Raw genomic sequence first — 17,948 nt, forward strand, 5'->3', positions numbered from 1 at the left:
ATGGCAAAATTTATGAGAATAAAGACAATTATCATGAACGTTACATCTGACTGCTGAAAATATATATACTATCAGATGAAAGAATTAGCACAAACTTTTGACTATTTAAAACAATTCTTAACTGAAGAAAGACTGGGGAAGATAGAGCATTTTTCTCAGGAAAGTTCAGATTTTGTACTTCCCGTCATGGAAGATGTCTATCAGTTTAGAAATGCGGCTGCCATTGTAAGATCTGTGGAAGCTTGCGGATTTCATAAAGTAATCGCTATGGAAGAAGAAAATGTTTTCAATCCCAATCTTACCGTAACCAAAGGGGCTGAAACATGGGTGGAAGTGGAAAAAATGCCTAAAAATATAGACTCTCTGCGAACCATTAAAAATAGAGGATATAAAATTCTAGCTGTTTCGCCTGAAAAAAATGCCGTAATGCTTCCTGATTATCAAATCACAGAACCTATCGCCTTAGTCTTTGGGACTGAACTGGAAGGGGTTTCGGATGAAGTGATTGAATTTGCAGATGAAACGTTGGCGATTCCCATGTATGGATTTACAAAAAGTTTTAATGTTTCCGTAGCAGCAGGGATCTGTATGTATGAACTTAAACAAAAGCTGCTTCATTCCGGGATTGATTATAAACTTGATCAGGAAAAACTCTTAAAAATGAAGATCCGCTGGAGTGTAAATTCTATCAGAAGTGGAGCTCAGATCTTTGAAAAGTACCTGAAAGATAATAATTTCAATTTTTAAGAATAAAAACCGCTGCCGTTAACTTTTTTAACTCCATATGTGCTAACGGCAGCGGAAGCAAAAATTAATTGATATGGAGTATTGTTCCTATAATATTAACTATACCAAACAAGTTTATCAGGGATCATTCCGAGAGGAAGGAGCCTTGAAGATAGTATAGAATGTATATGATGTAATGGGTTGTAAGTTCGGATAATAGAATGCACATCCGTATAGATAGGGTATACAGATAATCTTGATTTAACTATGGATGGCAAATGTGAGTAAACGTAACCTCTGATGGTTGTGCCCGTATGATCTTTTTCAAAAATAGGAATAGGAAAATGGCGAATATTGCCGAAGAATAAAAGTGATCGGGATGTGAATATACACCATAGAAATGTGAATACACACAATAATAAATAGAGATGCCCCACGGTACGTTAGTTTTGCAGGCGAAAATATTAAAAATTTACTAAAATTAAGTATTATTTATTATTAATTTTAAGTTAAAATAATTCCAGGATGCAATAAACACCCCTGCTGTTTCTGTTCTAAGCCTTTGATTTCCAAGTGAAATAGCCCTTATTTTGTTATGTAATAAATAATGAATTTCTTTTTCAGAAAAATCACCTTCCGGACCTATAAGAATAGTATAGCTTTCCAGTGATGGAATATGGTTAAGCTCGATTCTTTCCAGGCTTTCATGACAATGGGCAACAAAAGTATGTTCGGGGTTAACATTTTTCAGGAAATCAGTCAATTTTACGAAATCATGAATGACAGGGAAATGAAATCGTAGACTTTGTTTTGAAGCAGCAATACTTTGCTTTCTGATTTTATCAATGTTGATGTTCTTACGTTCCGTTTTTTCTGTTTGTATAATGGAGATTTCGGATACACCCATTTCCACGGCTTTTTCAACAAAAAATTCAATCCTGTCAATGTTTTTGGTAGGAGCAATGGCAATATGAAGTTTCGGATTGAAATCGGGTAGATCTGTCTTGATTTCAGCAATGTCCATACCTGCTTTTTTTCCTTCTATAACCAGCTTTCCCGAGGCAAGCTTTCCCTTCCCGTCTGTAACATGGATTTCTTCCCCTTCCTTCATTCGAAGAACTTTCACAATATGTTGCTGTTCCTCATCATTAATGATTACACTGTCGCCTTGAATTTCTCCGTAAAATAATTTCATAAACTAATAGATTAGATAGCAAAATTGCTAAAAAGCAAAATTGCAAATTACTATTCCTGAGCTTTATTTAATGTTTTGTTTAAAGCATTAAGTTGATTTGAAATGTTCTCTGCTTTATTTCTTAATTGTTCATAATTTTCATTACTTATAAAGTCTAAATCTTTTGAAATAATTAAAAAATTAATGACTTCAATACAGCTACTGAATGAAATGTTTATGAATCTTGATTTTTCTTTTTCTGTTTGTCTGGTCATTCCTTCTGCAATATTGGCAGTTATACTTGTACTCGCACGTCTAATTTGATTTGTGATCCCAAACTTTTCAATCTCTGGAAATGTAGACGTTATTTTATAAATTTCTTTGACGAGTATTCTTGCATTATTCCAAACATCTAGTTTTTCAAAATAGAATGTATACATTTTGCTTCATTGTGTTTTTTGCTTTTTAGCGATTTTGCTGTTTTGCTTTGTTGCTACAAATCGTATTTTGCAGTTGCCGTAGTTCTTAAATCAGTAAATTCTCCCCTTTCAAACTTGAGCTGTGCTACCATGGCAATCATCGCAGCATTATCTGTAGTATATTCAAATTTCGGGATATAAATATTCCAGCCTAATTTCTCGTGATTATCCTGCATAGCCTGTCTTAATGCCGAATTGGCGGAAACACCTCCTGCAATGGCCACTTCCTTAATGTCTAATTCCTTAGCGGCTTTTTCAAGCTTATTCATTAGGATCTCAATAATGGATTTTTGAACAGAGGCACAGAGATCATTAAGGTTCTCTTTAATAAAATCAGGGTTTTTCTTTACTTCTTTCTGAATGAAATAAAGAACAGATGTTTTGATCCCGCTAAAAGAATAATCGTAATTTTCCAGCTTCGGTTTATTGAATGTAAATGCATCTGGGTTACCCTCTTTAGCCAGCTTATCAATAATGGGACCCGCCGGATAATCAAGGTCGAAAATCTTCCCGATTTTATCGAATGCTTCACCTGCAGCGTCATCGGTTGTTTTCCCGATAATTTCCATATCAAAATAATCCTTTACCAAAACAATCATCGTATGTCCGCCGCTTACCGTAAGACACAGAAAAGGGAATTTTGGCGGCATAGGATTTGCATCGTCAATGAAATGGGCTAAAATGTGTGCCTGGAGATGGTTTACTTCAATTAAAGGAACATCTAAACTCATTGCCAAAGACTTGGCAAAAGAGGTTCCAACGAGAAGAGATCCTAAAAGTCCGGGGCCACGGGTAAATCCTATAGCAGAAATGGCATTTTGTTGTATATTTGCTTTAGTGATGGATTTTTCAACAACGGGAATGATATTTTGCTGATGGGCACGTGAAGCTAATTCAGGGACAACACCTCCATATTCCTTATGGACGGCCTGATTGGCAGCAATGTTTGAGAGAATGCAGTTCCCCTTGATAATAGCTGCTGATGTATCATCACAAGATGATTCAATACCTAAAATTATAGAGTCGCTCATAATAATGGCAAAGTTAGAGAATAATAACGAGAATGAGAATAAAAAATCAGTAGCTGAAAACTTAGGTGATCAGGTACAGAAAACTGTTGAAAATGTAGAAGGTGCTGTAAAGGAGACAGTTAAAGAGGCGTCCGAACTGGCTTCAGATGCTATTCATCATCCTATAGAAACCGCTGAGGAATTTGGGAAGCAGGCTGTGCATGATGTTACCAGTTATTCATGGTGGGCCAAACTTCTTTTGATTCTTTTTTGGTTAGGTCTTTTTCTTGTTGTGGGAGTATTTATTGCCATTAATCTTCCGGTGACCAAGCAATGGGCTGCTGATCAGGCTTTGCAGATCGTTAATAAAGATTTTAAGGCAGACATGACCACAGAAAGTGTTCATGTGGATTACTTCGGAGATGTTACTATTAAAGGGTTAAAAATCAAAGATTATAAAGGCTTTGAATTTATTACAGCCAAAGAATTCCGTGCCAATTCCGATTGGATGGCTCTTGCAGCGAATGCCATATCCGGAAAGAGTAATTCATTAAGTTTCAATGCCCTTACCTTGACCAATGCAGATGTAAAGGTAATTACCTATAAAGGAGACAGTATTTCCAACTTCATTCGTTTTACCAAGTTGTTCGATAGTGGTAAGAAAAGAGATCCTAAGAAACCTCCTTTCCAGCTGAACTCAAGAGTGGAGCTTATTGATTCCAAAGTTTCTATCGTCAATCAAAATTCGCCGGGAGAAGCCGGAAAATGGCTGACTGCCACTAAAGTGAATCTGAAAGCGCCGAATGTTAAAATTAATGGTGCCAATATTTCAGCGCTAATCAATAATTTTTCCTTCATCACGAAAAGATGGGGGAAATCTCATTTTGTTGACACTTTCTCTACGGAGCTGTCTATGACAGAAGATTTTCTTGCGTTGAAGGATTTGACGTTGAATACGGATCATACTTTATTGCAAGGAAATATTAAGTTCAATTTAAATAAAGGTTCCTGGGCTTATTTTGCGGATAGAGTCCGTTGGGATATGGATCTTCAGCAAGGAAGCCAGTTAAGCGGTTATGATATCAGCTATTTTGTGACCAATTGGGATAATTACAAGCCCTTCAATGTTTCCGGGAAAATGACCGGTCCATTGAACAAATTTTATCTTGAAAATTTCCTGATCAGAAATCCTGTTGTAAATATTGCCACCCGAACCATGAAGGTGGATAACCTTTTGAAAGGAAATTTCTTGATTGAAACGAATAATTTATCCACAGACTTTACCTACAAAGATCTGAAAGCGATGATGCCTTCATTCATTTCCAAAAAAATGAAGAATTTTGCCGATGATTTTGGAAAACTGAAATATAATGGTGCCGCTCGGGTAACTCCTAATCAGGTATATGTTCCCAATGGAAATTTAATTACCGGAATCGGGCAGGCAAAAATCAATAAATTTTCCCTTACCGGGTACAGTACCGCATTGCCAAAATATTCAGGATATGTTGAGGTGAAAGATTTAAATACCTCTGTGATCACCAAAAATAAATCGGTAGGATTAATTTCCGGTAAATTTGATATCACGGGGCAAAGCTTCGATGTTAATACGATGCGTTTGACCACCAAATCACAGATTTCCAGTATTGAAATCATGGACAAAGAGATCAATAATGTATATCTGGACGGTCTTTTGGATCATAAAAAATACAATGGCCTTATCACTGTAAATGACGAGCAGGCAAAAGCATCTATAAAGGGACTGATAGATTTCAGCACTTCAAGAATTCAGATGGACGTTAACGCAGACGTAAATCATCTGAACATGAACTACTTTACCAATAAGCCCGGCAATCAGATCGTGAGTGGTCAGGTTACAGGAAAGATGTCTATGTCTTCTGTGAATGATCTGAACCTTGATGTGGAAGCTAACAATGTGAGTTTTGCTACGGCAACTCAAAAATATATTATTCCGAATGCCAAAGTAAAGACGTATTTGGAATCCGGCGGAAGAGTAATTTTGGTCGATGCTCCCGGAGCGGTTAACGGAAAGATCTCAGGAAAATATAACCTTGCTGATTTAGCGGGAATGGTTGAAAACGGTTTAGGCAAAATACTTGTAGGCCCTCCACCGAGAAAATTATACAGAGGGCAAAGCTTCGCGATGAACTTCGATGTTCAGCAAGGCTTGGTAAGCTATTTCATGCCGGAATTGAAGCTTCCGAAAGGAGCTGTGGTAGAAGGACAGTATGACGGAAATTCAAATAATCTGATCCTGAATCTTGATGCGGCTTCTTTAAAATACATCATGACTAAAAAAGAAGAGATCTCGGATGCTGATAAAGCACTGGCTGCTGCAAATCCCGCCTATAAGATCAATGAAAGAGATAAAATTACCAGAGATAGTGCAATGGTGGATAGTGTGATGGTAAGAATTAACACCGCTAACCTGGATGAGCAGATTTATGCCAGAATAAACAGAATAGAGTACAATAAAAATATTCTTAAAGATATTACCTTAAGTGGCAGAAATGAAAATAATACGGTTCTTCATTTAGCTGCTGCGTTTAAACATGGAAGTCCGGAAGATGAGCTGGATGATAAGCTGAAAGCTTATGCTATCAATGTCAATCAATCCACCAATAATGTTGGAGACTATGTTTTCAGGTTTGAGCCTACAGAAGTGAAGTTCAATAATGTGACCTGGGCCATTGATACAAGTCCGGAACTCGATCATTCCATAACGTATAGAAAAAAAACTGCAGACTTTGATATCAAAAATCTGAGGGTATATTCGGATAATAGTGCTTTGTTTATTAAAGAAGCCACATTCAAGTCGGCCAAAGATTTTTATGTAGATGCCGATGTAGATAATTTCGCCATTGAAAAGCTTCTTGAAATGCAGTCCGGAGGAAACTCCATGAATATAAAAGGATTGGCAAACGGAAGCGTTAAAATCAGGATGGATAAAAACACATTGCAGCCTTTAGTGGATCTTACAGTGGATGATATTATGATGAATGGTAATGATATGGGAGATATTTCCATTTCTGCAACCAACAGTTATTCGTTGAATGTATATGATGTGGATGTAAAAGTGACTTCTGCCGGAGTTATCGGAAATAATAACTTACACTTAACGGGTACCGTTAATAATAATACATCAACACCTACTTTGGATCTTGTGGCCGAAATGAGAGAGTTTGACCTTGCATTTGCCCAACAGTTTGTACAATCCATCTTTGGTAATTTAAGAGGAAAGGCAACGGGAGATCTTAAGATCAGTGGAAAGCTGAGTGATATTGATTACAGTGGAGATATTGCTTTAAAAGGATTTGGACTGAAACTTCTGTTTACAGGAGTAGATTATTCTTTTGATGATACCGTGATTCCATTATCCAAAGGACTTGCGATTCTCAACAATATTGAAGTTCATGATGGAAGATCCAATTCCAAAGGTACCATTTCCGGGGCGATCCAGTTTGAAACACTTTCTTCAATGGGAGTCAACCTGGTAATGAGAGCAGATAATTTATTAATGCTAAATACTACGCAAAAAGAATTTGATTTATTCTGGGGAAGAGTATACGGACAAGGAGATCTCTATGTGGATGGTCCTGTTTCAGCTTTGAGCTTATCAACTCCGAATATGAAGGCATTGAATGGAAGTACCTTCACGTTCAATTCCGGGTCTACTTCGAATGTGGAGGAATTTAAAATGCTGAGGTTCCTGAAAGAAGGAAAAGACGGATTGATCACGCTGGAAGAGAAGAAAAAGACCGGAGCCAATATGAATATCGATTTTTCTTTGGATGTAGATAAGGGAACAACGGTAAATGTACTGATTGGCGATGATGTAGGAAACATTGCAGTGAAAGGGGCTGCCAACAATCTGAGGTTCCAGATGAGCAGACAGGGAAGTATTGCCATGAATGGTACATATAGAGTGGAAAACGGAACTTTTGTGTCTAAAGCCATCCTTAATAAAACATTCCAGATCGAGAAAGGAAGCAGCATCCGTTGGGATGGTGATGCCATGAAACCAGCTCTGGATATTACAGCCAACTATGTGAGAATGGTATCTAATGCCGGAGAATATCTTAATATGGGCGGATTGCAGCCGATCAGTATCCTATTGCAGGCTAATATCACCCAATCTCTTGTGGAGCCTAAAGTTGATTTGAATGTTTCTGCGTTGGATGTTTCCAGCCAGGTGAGAGAAACTCTTGCCGCCAAAATGAGCCAGGAAGGAGAAAAAGTATTGCAGTTTGGTTCTATTCTCCTTTTAAACAGCTTTAACGTCTCCAATTCAGGTGGAGTGGATGTGGACGTAGCAGGAGTGGCAGAATCATCAGGTTACAATATGCTTCTAAAGCAATTAGGATCAGTGCTTAATACCATGAGTAATGAGTTCCAGATCGATTTAAATTATGTGAAAGGAGATCAGTATTCCAATACAGGAGACAGAGCCAATGCGGGCGTAAGCTTTGCGCTTTCACCAAGAGTAAAAGTAAAAACAGGACTGGGTATTCCTTTGACAAAAACAGAAAATACGGAAGCAAATTATTTGTCCGGCGAAGGATCCATAGAATATGATATTTCCAAAAAGAATGACGGAAGCTTAATCCTGAGAGGGTATTCCAAACCATCCAACATCGGAATGATTGCTGGAGCAGGCTCGAATGGTACTGCAAATCAGGCCTATGGAGGCGGTATTGTTTGGAGTAAAAGCTTTAATTCACTATTTAAAAAGAAGAAAAAAGAAAAAAAACCTGCAGAGCAGAAAACCGAAATAAAAACAGATTCTGTAAAATCGGATAGTAAATAATTAGAATATTTTAATGATTTTTATCATCTGTGTTAATTATTGTTAATCTTTAATATAATTTTTTTAGTTTAATTATTTTTTATAAATTTGCAAAAAATACATAGATTTTTTAAGAAAATTGTAATTTAACTAATATGAACTATCAACTGGACGAAATAGACAAGAAGATTCTTGATTTCTTAGTAGAAAACACAAGAATGCCTTTTACTGAAATTGCAAAGCAGATGGATGTTTCTGCGGGTACAATTCACGTAAGAGTGAAAAAAATGGAAGATGCAGGAATTATTTTGGGATCATCTCTTAATATTGATTATGGTAAATTAGATTACCATTTTACAGCTTTTATCGGAATCCTTTTAACTAAATCAAACCGTACTCAAGAGGTTTTAAAAGAATTATCTACAATTCCTAACGTAATTGAGGCTAGTGTAATCTCCGGAAAATATAACATTTTCTGTAAAGTGAAAGCTAAAAATACGGATGATGCAAAAAGAATCATTTATCAGATCGATGACATCCAGGATGTAATGAGAACTGAAAGTATGATCTCTATGGAAGAATACTTAAGCGACAAAAACAGATTAATCAACGCTATTTCTGTATAGTCAAATATTAAACTAGTAAATATATCAGAGAACTTATGAAATTCTTCATAAGTTCTTTATTTTTGTAGTATGAAAGAAGAATACAGCTATTTTGATGAAGATCCGAAGAAAGGGACCGGTTTTATTTTAACCATAGTTGCCTTACTTGTATTTACGATTATGGGCTTGGGAATTGATATCGATGAGTATGTACAGCACGAATACCTGAATATCCCGAGGTGGTATTTCTATGTGATCTTTACCATTGATGCATTAATGATGATAAGTCTTGTGCTGATGTTCTTTTACCGGAAAATGGGGATCTTTATGTTCCCAGCTTTATTGATATTGCATTTCTTTATGCACAATTATTATCTTTCAACATTCTTATATACGGATGTGACCAATCTTTTCCTGTTTACAGGATTCGGGATGTTGGCGATTATTCCTAAATGGAAGTTTTTTAAGTAAGAGTAAAACGAAAAAATTAAAAATAAAAAAGTCCTCAATTCTGAGGACTTTTATTATATTATTTTAGTTGTAATTAAGCTAAAATTCTCTTCACCGCTTCTTTTACAGCCGCAGCATCGATTTTGTACTTCTTCATCAATTCAGCTGGTGTTGCAGATTCTCCGAAAGTATCATTCACTGCTACGAATTCCTGTCTTGTAGGTCTTCTTCTTGCTAACATTCCCGCAACAGATTCTCCTAATCCTCCAAGATAGTTGTGTTCTTCAGCCGTAACAATTTTTCCTGTTTTTTCAACTGATTTTAAGATGATCTCTTCATCCAAAGGCTTAATCGTGTGAATGTTGATTACCTCACAAGAGATACCTTCTTTTTCAAGCTCATCAGCAGCAACAAGAGATTCCCAAACCAGGTGACCTGTTGCAACAATTGTTACATCCGTTCCTTCCTGTAGCATAATTCCTTTTCCGATTTCGAAAGGCATATCTTCAGGAATGAATACAGGAACTGTAGGTCTTCCGAATCTTAAATATACAGGACCTTTGTGATCTGCAATGGCAATAGTAGCCGCTTTTGTCTGGTTATAATCACAAGGGTTGATCACCGTCATTCCCGGAAGCATTTTCATCATACCGATATCTTCCAAAACCTGGTGAGTTGCCCCGTCTTCTCCTAAAGTAAGACCCGCGTGAGAAGCACAGATTTTTACATTTTTATCGGAGTAAGCAATAGACTGACGGATCTGATCATAAACTCTTGAAGTAGAGAAGTTCGCAAAAGTTCCTGTGAAAGGAATTTTTCCTGTAATGCTAAGACCTGCTGCAATACCCATCATATTTGCTTCAGCAATACCTATTTGAAAGAATCTTTCCGGAGCCTTTTCAATGAATTTTTCCATCTTCAAAGACCCGATAAGGTCTGCACAAAGAGCTACCACATTAGGATTTTTATCAGCAAGTTCTGCTAATCCTGCTCCAAATCCGGAACGAGTGTCCTTTTTTTCTGTATATGTATATTTCATTTTTATTTTTTTAATCGAGATTTTTTAAATAGTTTTTTAATTTCTTCTGATCAGATTCATCAAGTTGGTCATGAACTTCGTTGAGGTATAAAACTTCCCTTCGTATTTCATCAAGGGTAAGCTTAATTCCTACATTATGGCTTCCGGATTGGGTAAGATACATATCGCACATTTGACCTACATAGTTTTTCAAATGCTTTTTCAAGTCCTTATTTTTAAATTCCGGAAGGTCTTTTTCAAAGTTTTTGCAGTGTTTTGGCAACCCTTTCCAAAGATTTTCATTGGGGATATTGGTAATGGCCAGACTTCCGTCTTCATCCTGAGCTTTTTTATACTCGGAAACATAATCCGGGATAGCATAATAATTATCATATGCATAAGGATCAGCTACAGCGGCAACAGAATCTACGGCAACATCGGCGGAATCTGCCGAAGCATATTCTTCATCCATTTTTTTATAAGCAAGCATGATAGAATCCATTTTTCTCTGTTGGTCTGTCATTGCTCTTTTATGATCGAAATAAATGAAGTCTTTAGAATCTTTTATAGATGTTAAAACAATATACTCTTTGCTGTATTCCTTTTCTGGAGCACCTTTTAAGATCATTCCGTTCAGCCCCGAATTTTTAAGTTTGGATTTCCCAACATACTGATTAATAATCCCGTTCAATACTGAAAAATTATTGACAGGTGATTTTTCATCAATACAAAGTTTCATTTTCTCATCTTTTCTTCCACCATCTTTTAAGCTTAATAAAAAATGAGAACAAGGGATTCCTAAAATAGTTTCCTTGGTATCCAGTTTTTCAACTTCCAGTGTGAATGATTCTTTTTCAGGTTCACCATAACCGGAATAACCGCCCATACCATAAAGCATCCAGGAATTTAAAGAACTATTAAGACGGTTGTTCATAGCCAAAGAAACAACTGTGGTTCCTAATCCGTCTGTATAATAATACATAGGAATATCCTTAAAGCTTGTTTGAGTAAGGAATTCATTCGTATTACTTGCATACATTTTAAGAGCAGGTTGAGGAGTATTATTTTCGACATACTGATAATTCAGCTCTTTGGCGAAAGAAATTTTCTTCTCTTGAGCAGCTCCAAAAATAAAAGAGGCGGTAAGACAGATTAAGAGGAGTTTCTTCATGGTCAACTTTAATAAATGTGATGGTAAGAGATTAGTAATCAGAAGGTGCTTCTAAATATAATTGTTTGAAAGCAGTATCCAGTTGCTCATCATTAGGAGCTTTTCCGTGCCAAGCATGAGACCCCATCATATAATCCACTCCATAACCCATTTCCGTATGAAGAATGATCGCTACAGGTTTCCCTTTTCCTGTTTCTGTTTTTGCTTTTTCAAGAATAGCAATAACAGCTTCAAGATCATTACCGTTTTTCTCTTCTAAAACCGTCCATCCGAACGCTTCAAGCTTAGCATGAAGATTACCTAAACTTAATACATCATCTGTATCTCCATCGATCTGACGGCCATTGTAGTCGATAGTAGAAATAATATTGTCTACTTTCTTAGCTGCTGCAAACATCAATGCTTCCCAGATTTGACCTTCCTGAAGCTCGCCGTCTCCATGCAAAGAGTACACCAGTGAATTGTCACCATCTAATTTTTTACCCAATGCAACACCCAAAGCTACAGATAATCCCTGTCCAAGAGATCCTGAAGCGATACGGATACCTGGTAAACCTTCATGAGTGGTAGGGTGACCCTGTAATCTTGAATCTAATTTTCTGAATGTTCTCAGTTCGTCTACCGGGAAGAAATCGAATCTTGCCAAAGTAGAGTAGTACACCGGTGAAATATGCCCGTTAGAAAGATAAAAATGATCTTCATTTTTGCCCTCCATTGTGAAAGGAAGATGATAGTTCATTACCTTTCCGTAAAGTGCTGTGAAGTATTCCGTACAACCTAAACTTCCGCCCGGATGTCCTGAATTAACAGCGTGAACCATTCTTAAAATGTCTCTTCTGATTTGCGTAGTAAGAGATTTTAACTCTTCGATACTTTTACTCATTATATCTGATTTATTTGCACGCGAATTTACAAATTTTTAATGGCTTACGGAAATGTAAAATCCGAGCGGAAAACTCGGATTTTGAATTATTTAAAGAATTGCTTTTGTTTTAACAGCCTTCGTTCATATATACGGACATTTCTGTAACGATATTATTAAGAAATCTGAAAGAAAGCATGGTTCCCGCATCATCATCGTTCAGAATGAAATAGCTTTCATTTTTTAACTTTTCCCCCTTGTCATTCCATGCCGGATAAGCGGAAAAGCTGGAGTAATTTTTATAGGCATTGATGACTTCATCTTTGGTGCTCCCTACACCAATTCCGCTTTTGGTCTTGAATTTTTTACTTTTTGTAGAGATTCCATATACGCTTAATACATTGGGATTTTTTTCATCAATGTATCTTTCGTAAATGTCGACCAGGATGATTTCACCATTATATTTTACGGTGTTTTTAGATTCTCCGTCGGATAATTTCAGTTTCATTCCTGAAAGTTTCTCCGCCTCGGTTTTATCCATAAACATTTTGAAAGGTCCGATTCTCAAGGTGGAAACCTCAAAGTTTTCCTGAGCAGCCATAAAGCTGAACATGCATACACATACTAGCAGTTGAATAATTTTTTTCATGGTTGATATATTTTGATTGTTAAGTGTTGTTTTTGGTGCTTATTTTTTCCTGATCAGGAACAATCCGATAAATGTCAGCAATCCGTTGATGATCAGTAATTCCAATCCGATCTTAAAGTCACCAAAGATATTGCCTTGGTATTTGTCAATGAAATAAGAGATCACAGGTGCCGCAATGCAAACGTAAGGAACCAGGTTGTCTTTTACTTTATATTTTGTGAAAATTCCGAAGGCGAAAAGCCCTAAAAGCGGTCCATACGTAAAGCCTGCCAATTTCAGGATCAATCCGATCATGGAATTATCATTGATTACTTTAAAAATGATTACCATAATTAGAAATGAAAGAGCAACAAGCAGGTGAACCGTTTTTCTGAATTTCTCTTTCTTTCCGTCATCCCAGTCTTTTCTTTCCTTCATCCCGAAAATATCGATACATAAAGAAGAGGTAAGAGCGGTCATTGCTCCATCTGCACTAGGGAATAGTGCTGAAATCAACGCAATAATAAAAATGATTGAAATAAAACCTGGCATATGATTCAAAGCGACTTCCGGAAATATCTTGTCCCCGAAAATATCTTTTCCGTTCAGTAAGAATTCTTTTTTGGCAACACCGTCTTTCATTACTTCTGTAAGCTGTGCCCCCTCACTTTCTCCAAAAAGATAAAGAAGTCCCCCCATATAAAGGAATAAAGAAATCACCCCCAATAAAATGAAACCAAGCGTAACCATATTTTTTTGAGAATCTTTCAGTTTGGTTACAGAAAGGCTTTTTTGCATCATTTCCTGATCAATTCCGGTCATGGTAATCGTGATAAATGCACCTGCAAGAATCTGTTTAATGAAAAATCCGGGTGAATTGAAATCCATTTCAAATATTTTGGTATATCCTTTTTCGTGCATAGCAGTTAAGCTTTGTCCCACATTCAGATCCAAATGATTCAGCATATAGAAGGTACAGATTACCAATCCTAACAGCATGCAGGAGGTCTGCAAAGTATCTGTCCAGACAATGGTTTTTACTCCTCCTTCATACGTATACAGAATGATCATTAAAAGAATAATCAGTGTAGTAACAATGAAGGGAACTCCCAAGCTGTCTAATATGGAAATCTGGAGAATATTAACCACCAGATACAGTCTTGCTGTAGCTCCTACCAATCTCGAAACAATGAAAATCCATGCTCCGGATTTATAGGAAAGCTGTCCCATTCTCTGTTGAAGATAACCATAAATGGAAGTCAATTTCAAACGGTAATATAAAGGAAGCAGAACATAGGCAACTACGATATATCCGATAAGGTAACCTAATGTAATCTGCAAATAAGCAAAATTGTCTTTTCCTACCGCGCCCGGAACACTTACGAAAGTAACTCCTGAAAGCGAAGTCCCGATCATCCCGAAAGCAACAAGCATCCAATTACTTTTACGGTTTCCGATAAAGAAACTCTCATTATCACTTCCTTTTCCGGTTTTATAGGCTACCCAAAGAAGGAGTGCAAAATACACGATAATGATAGACAGTAATATAATTGGAGACATATTTTTTTCAATTAAAATTTTACAAATATAGTTTTTTTCTCTTCGGATAAAAAAGAAAAAACCTTTCAGAAATATACACTGAAAGGTTATTTATGTACTGAATGTTTCTACTTCTCAAGCCAATACATCCTGCAGCTCTTTATTCTTTTGGAAAGTCGCTTTTGCAAAAGGGCAGAGCGCAATGATTTTCTTTCCTTGTTTTCTTGCAAAATCTACCGCAGCCAACACCATTTCCTTACCTACACCTTTACCGTTATAAGCTTCTTCCACTTCCGTGTGGTCTATAATGAATCTTTCTTCTCCTGCCCAGGTGTATGTCATTAACCCTGCGTGGTTTCCGTCTATGAAAGCCTCAAAACTTCCGTGTTTTTCGCCGTTGTTTTGTTTTACTTCTGTCATATTATGAAAATTTGGTTAGTATTTCTATTTCGTTGGTTAATATTTTATGGACCGGACAGGCATCTGCAATCGTGTGCAGCCTTTTCAGTTGCTCTGCATCCAGATTAGTTCCTTCAAAGCTGATGTTTCTTTTGAATACAGCTAATTTGGTAATCGGGAAATTCTCCAGGTCTACCTCTACATTTATTTTTTCCACATTCCATTCTTTTCGATCGATATACATCCTCAAAGTAGCAGCAGTACAGCTCGCTAATGAAGTGGCTAAAATCTCAAACGGATTAAAACCTTTATTTTGCCCGCCTTTGTCTACCGGTTCATCTGTGATAAGTTGATTTTCACCGGCAACAACTTCAGTATAATATTTTGTTTTTCCTAAACTTGCTTTTACGGTTACCCCCATTATTTTTCTGTATTGAATTCATAACTTAATGCCCCGGAAGGACATTGGTCGATTTGATTTTTGAGTTCCGAAGACGTAGCATTTTCTGCTTTGATCAATGGTCTTTCTTTGGGATTATATACTTTGGGAAGCATTTTTACGCAAACTGCTGAGTGAATGCACTTCTGAGGCTGCCATATAACGGTAATATCACCGTTGGGATATTTATGTGTTTCCATATCAATTTTCTTTTAATGATTTTTCAATTCTCCGATCCGGGATCAGCCAGATGAGAGCAACTATATAATAAAATGCTACAGCAATATAAGGATAGAAAAATGAGGTAGCAATTCCTAAAACATAAAGCACAATGGAAATATATTCTTTGAGTCTGGATTCAATGGCTTCTTTGAGCTTGGAATTCTCTCCTTCACCTTTAATGATTGCATTCTCCAAAATGGTATAAGCAATGGCACACATGATTAATCCTATACCATAGGTCGCCACGGGGTTTTTGGAAAACTTGGTGGTTCCGATCCATTCTGTGGCAATGGGCATTAATGAAAGCCAGAATAATAAATGAAGATTGGCCCAAAGGATGCTTCCATTCACCTTTTTTACCGTCTGAAACATATGATGATGATTGTTCCAGTAAATTCCTACATAGATAAAACTGAAAATATAAGCAAGAAAACGGGGAAGCATAGGTTTCAGGTTAGCCCAGCTGTTTCCTTCCGGAACCTTAAGTTCCAGGACCATGATGGTAATGATAATAGCCAGAACTCCATCACTGAAAGCTTCCAGTCTTCCCTTATTCATCAGTTTTTAATTTCGTTTTTAAAGTTTTCAATTTTATTCTTGAGATCTTTTAGCATATCAGGATTGATGACACCACTTTCAAAATCAAAATTTTCATAAAATTTAGGAAGTGAAAATGTATCTTTGATTTCAGCCCCAAACTGAGGGAAAAACGTTTTAGCGGTATTCATCACATTTCCGCCACCATAACCTCCGGGAGAAGTGCTCATCAGAAGCATGGGCTTATTTTGAAATACTTTTACATTGATCCTTGAAGCCCAGTCGAAAATATTCTTAAAAGCCGCACTGTATGATCTGTTGTGCTCAGCAAGCGAACAGATGATCACATCACATTCTTCAATCACCTGTAAAAAATGGTGGGCTTCATCAGGAAAACCTTTCTTTTCAAGATCAACGGAAAAAACAGGCATGGAATAATCATTAAGATCAATGAAATTGATTTCATCTTCCTGAAAATCTTTCAGAACAAATTTTACCAGTTCCCTGTTAATAGAAGTTGAGGAGGTACTCCCTGCAAATGCTAATATTTTCATAGTGTATTGTTTTATCTTCCGATCCCAATTATTTTCTGTTCAGAATGGCTTTCGGTAGCGGTACATATTCGTGTTCATCACCAGGAACCAAAGGGAAAGCATCATGATTTTGATCATTCCAATTCACTTTGGCCTGCTCAATCGATTCCTTGTCTGAATTTACGAAATTCCAGAATATAAAACGCTCTTCAGGAAAAGGTTCACCTCCGAAAAGATATACCGTTCCGTTTTCACTCATATCGAATTCACAAACTTTGGTGTCTTTGGCGATCAGTAATTGCTTGGAGCCATAAGAGTTTCCTTCAATGTTTACAGTTCCATCCAGTACATACATTGCGGCTTCACCATATAAATCTTTTCCGATACTTATTTTCTGAGGAGTTTTTGTTTTGATCTCAATGAAAAATAACGGACTGTGAACAGGAACTGCTGATTTTCTTCCGAATGCTTCTCCTGCAATTAATTTATATTGAATACCGTTTTCTTCCCAAACAGGAATATCATCAGCTTCAATATGGTGAAAAGAAGGCTCCGTTTGTTCCAAGTGCTTGGGAAGCCCTACCCAGATCTGGAATCCGTGAAGCTTTTTATCCGTTGTTCTTAAATACTCAGGAGTTCTTTCAGAATGCACAACCCCTTTTCCGGCGGTCATCCAGTTTACGGCACCTGGTTTTATTTCAATAGCGCTTCCAATGCTGTCGCGGTGAAAAATAGACCCTTCCAGCAAATACGTTAAGGTGGAAAGTCCGATATGAGGATGTGGCGGAACATCAAGATTCTGATAATCCATCAATTCAGAAGGTCCCATATGATCAATAAAAACAAATGGCCCGACTGCTCTTTTTTCACGGAAAGGCAAAAGTCTTCCCACTAAAAAGTTTCCTATATCTGCTGCTTTTTCTTCAATGATAAGTCCAATGTTTGACATGGCAAAAAAATAAGTTTGATAAGCTAATTTAGTTAATAAATTTAATGTGTGTGCTCCTTTAATAAAAATTAAAGTTGGTTATACCCTTCAAATCTTTCATCTACAATACGCTTCCATTCCGGATGTTTTTTAATGTAGGCAAAAACGTATGGGCAGAAAGGCAACAGTTTTTTTTGATTATCTTCGATATAATGCAATGTTTTTTCAACAACGGCTGCTGCGGCTCCTGTTCCGGCAAGTTCCGGCTCTGCTTCCGTATGAACTAAAGCAATCTGATGCCCCATTTCACGGTAATCAATAAATGCATAATGTCCGTTGACTTCTATTTCAAATCTTTTTCCGGTTTTTACAAGTGGGATATTTTCAAATTCAGGTTTCATAATTCTATTTTTTAATGATGCGA

At 36.8% G+C, this 17,948-nt stretch carries 19 protein-coding genes; 4 read left to right on the top strand and 15 right to left on the bottom strand.

The features are described from left to right. The first annotated feature begins 75 nt into the window (after positions 1–75). The gene (locus tag EGI05_RS09205) at positions 76–747 is read left to right on the top strand and encodes a TrmH family RNA methyltransferase (RefSeq protein WP_123262775.1); all 672 of its coding nucleotides are present in this window, start codon (positions 76–78) and stop codon (positions 745–747) included. Positions 748–1,207: 460 nt separating this feature from the next. On the opposite strand, the gene EGI05_RS09210 is transcribed toward EGI05_RS09205, so the two are convergent. Genes EGI05_RS09210 through tsaD form a run of 3 tightly spaced genes read right to left on the bottom strand, consistent with a single transcriptional unit; the run spans position 1,208 to position 3,410 of the window. After that, positions 1,208–1,921 carry an RsmE family RNA methyltransferase gene (locus EGI05_RS09210; RefSeq protein ID WP_123262776.1) on the bottom strand — a complete coding sequence of 238 codons (714 nt, stop codon included), beginning with the start codon at positions 1,919–1,921 and terminating at the stop codon, positions 1,208–1,210. A 50-nt stretch (positions 1,922–1,971) separates the two neighbouring features. After that, positions 1,972–2,340, bottom strand: a complete 369-nt coding sequence (locus EGI05_RS09215) for a four helix bundle protein (RefSeq protein WP_123262777.1) — start codon at positions 2,338–2,340, stop codon at positions 1,972–1,974. 53 nt (positions 2,341–2,393) lie between these two features. After that, positions 2,394–3,410: a tRNA (adenosine(37)-N6)-threonylcarbamoyltransferase complex transferase subunit TsaD gene (gene tsaD, locus EGI05_RS09220; RefSeq protein WP_123262778.1), complete on the bottom strand. Its 1,017-nt coding sequence runs from the start codon at positions 3,408–3,410 to the stop codon at positions 2,394–2,396. Between the two features lie 4 nt (positions 3,411–3,414). Here tsaD and EGI05_RS09225 point away from each other — a divergent pair, with 4 nt between their 5' ends. From EGI05_RS09225 to EGI05_RS09235, 3 genes are all read left to right on the top strand, one after another. Then, entirely contained in the window at positions 3,415–8,214 is a 4,800-nt protein-coding gene (locus EGI05_RS09225) for a translocation/assembly module TamB domain-containing protein (protein ID WP_123262779.1), read from the top strand. A gap of 134 nt (positions 8,215–8,348) precedes the next feature. After that, a complete protein-coding gene (locus tag EGI05_RS09230) occupies positions 8,349–8,819 on the top strand; it encodes an Lrp/AsnC family transcriptional regulator (RefSeq protein ID WP_027379287.1) in 471 nt (156 codons plus the stop codon). Between the two features lie 69 nt (positions 8,820–8,888). Next, positions 8,889–9,269: a hypothetical protein gene (locus tag EGI05_RS09235; RefSeq protein WP_123262780.1), complete on the top strand. Its 381-nt coding sequence runs from the start codon at positions 8,889–8,891 to the stop codon at positions 9,267–9,269. A 73-nt stretch (positions 9,270–9,342) separates the two neighbouring features. Here EGI05_RS09235 and EGI05_RS09240 read toward each other — a convergent pair whose 3' ends face one another. The 12 genes from EGI05_RS09240 to EGI05_RS09295 form a co-directional block, all read right to left on the bottom strand. Next, positions 9,343–10,287: a transketolase family protein gene (locus EGI05_RS09240; protein ID WP_123262781.1), complete on the bottom strand. Its 945-nt coding sequence runs from the start codon at positions 10,285–10,287 to the stop codon at positions 9,343–9,345. Between the two features lie 10 nt (positions 10,288–10,297). Next, positions 10,298–11,437, bottom strand: a complete 1,140-nt coding sequence (locus EGI05_RS09245; RefSeq protein WP_123262782.1) for a hypothetical protein — start codon at positions 11,435–11,437, stop codon at positions 10,298–10,300. Between the two features lie 31 nt (positions 11,438–11,468). Then, positions 11,469–12,323 carry a transketolase gene (locus tag EGI05_RS09250; protein ID WP_262694508.1) on the bottom strand — a complete coding sequence of 285 codons (855 nt, stop codon included), beginning with the start codon at positions 12,321–12,323 and terminating at the stop codon, positions 11,469–11,471. 106 nt (positions 12,324–12,429) lie between these two features. Beyond that, positions 12,430–12,948 (bottom strand): hypothetical protein, encoded by a 519-nt coding sequence (locus EGI05_RS09255; RefSeq protein WP_123262784.1) that lies wholly within the window; start codon positions 12,946–12,948, stop codon positions 12,430–12,432. 39 nt (positions 12,949–12,987) lie between these two features. Continuing rightward, positions 12,988–14,487, bottom strand: a complete 1,500-nt coding sequence (locus EGI05_RS09260; protein WP_123262785.1) for a sodium:solute symporter — start codon at positions 14,485–14,487, stop codon at positions 12,988–12,990. Between the two features lie 114 nt (positions 14,488–14,601). Continuing rightward, a complete protein-coding gene (locus EGI05_RS09265; RefSeq protein WP_121461115.1) occupies positions 14,602–14,886 on the bottom strand; it encodes a GNAT family N-acetyltransferase in 285 nt (94 codons plus the stop codon). Between the two features lies 1 nt (position 14,887). Continuing rightward, a complete protein-coding gene (locus EGI05_RS09270; RefSeq protein ID WP_123262786.1) occupies positions 14,888–15,286 on the bottom strand; it encodes an OsmC family protein in 399 nt (132 codons plus the stop codon). Further along, the gene (locus EGI05_RS09275; protein WP_123262787.1) at positions 15,286–15,504 is read right to left on the bottom strand and encodes a (4Fe-4S)-binding protein; all 219 of its coding nucleotides are present in this window, start codon (positions 15,502–15,504) and stop codon (positions 15,286–15,288) included. Before EGI05_RS09275 ends, EGI05_RS09270 begins: the two co-directional genes overlap by 1 nt. A 1-nt stretch (position 15,505) precedes the next feature. Continuing rightward, positions 15,506–16,084: a TMEM175 family protein gene (locus EGI05_RS09280; protein WP_123262788.1), complete on the bottom strand. Its 579-nt coding sequence runs from the start codon at positions 16,082–16,084 to the stop codon at positions 15,506–15,508. After that, the gene (locus EGI05_RS09285; RefSeq protein ID WP_123262789.1) at positions 16,084–16,617 is read right to left on the bottom strand and encodes an NADPH-dependent FMN reductase; all 534 of its coding nucleotides are present in this window, start codon (positions 16,615–16,617) and stop codon (positions 16,084–16,086) included. The genes EGI05_RS09280 and EGI05_RS09285 overlap by 1 nt, the downstream gene beginning before the upstream one ends. 28 nt (positions 16,618–16,645) lie before the next feature. Beyond that, on the bottom strand, positions 16,646–17,545 hold the full coding sequence (locus EGI05_RS09290; RefSeq protein ID WP_123262790.1) for a pirin family protein: 900 nt from the start codon (positions 17,543–17,545) through the stop codon (positions 16,646–16,648). Positions 17,546–17,613: 68 nt separating this feature from the next. Further along, positions 17,614–17,925: a GNAT family N-acetyltransferase gene (locus EGI05_RS09295; RefSeq protein ID WP_123263364.1), complete on the bottom strand. Its 312-nt coding sequence runs from the start codon at positions 17,923–17,925 to the stop codon at positions 17,614–17,616. Positions 17,926–17,948 lie beyond the last annotated feature (23 nt).

It is taken from the genome of Chryseobacterium daecheongense (assembly GCF_003729955.1).
GTDB lineage: Bacteria > Bacteroidota > Bacteroidia > Flavobacteriales > Weeksellaceae > Chryseobacterium > Chryseobacterium daecheongense.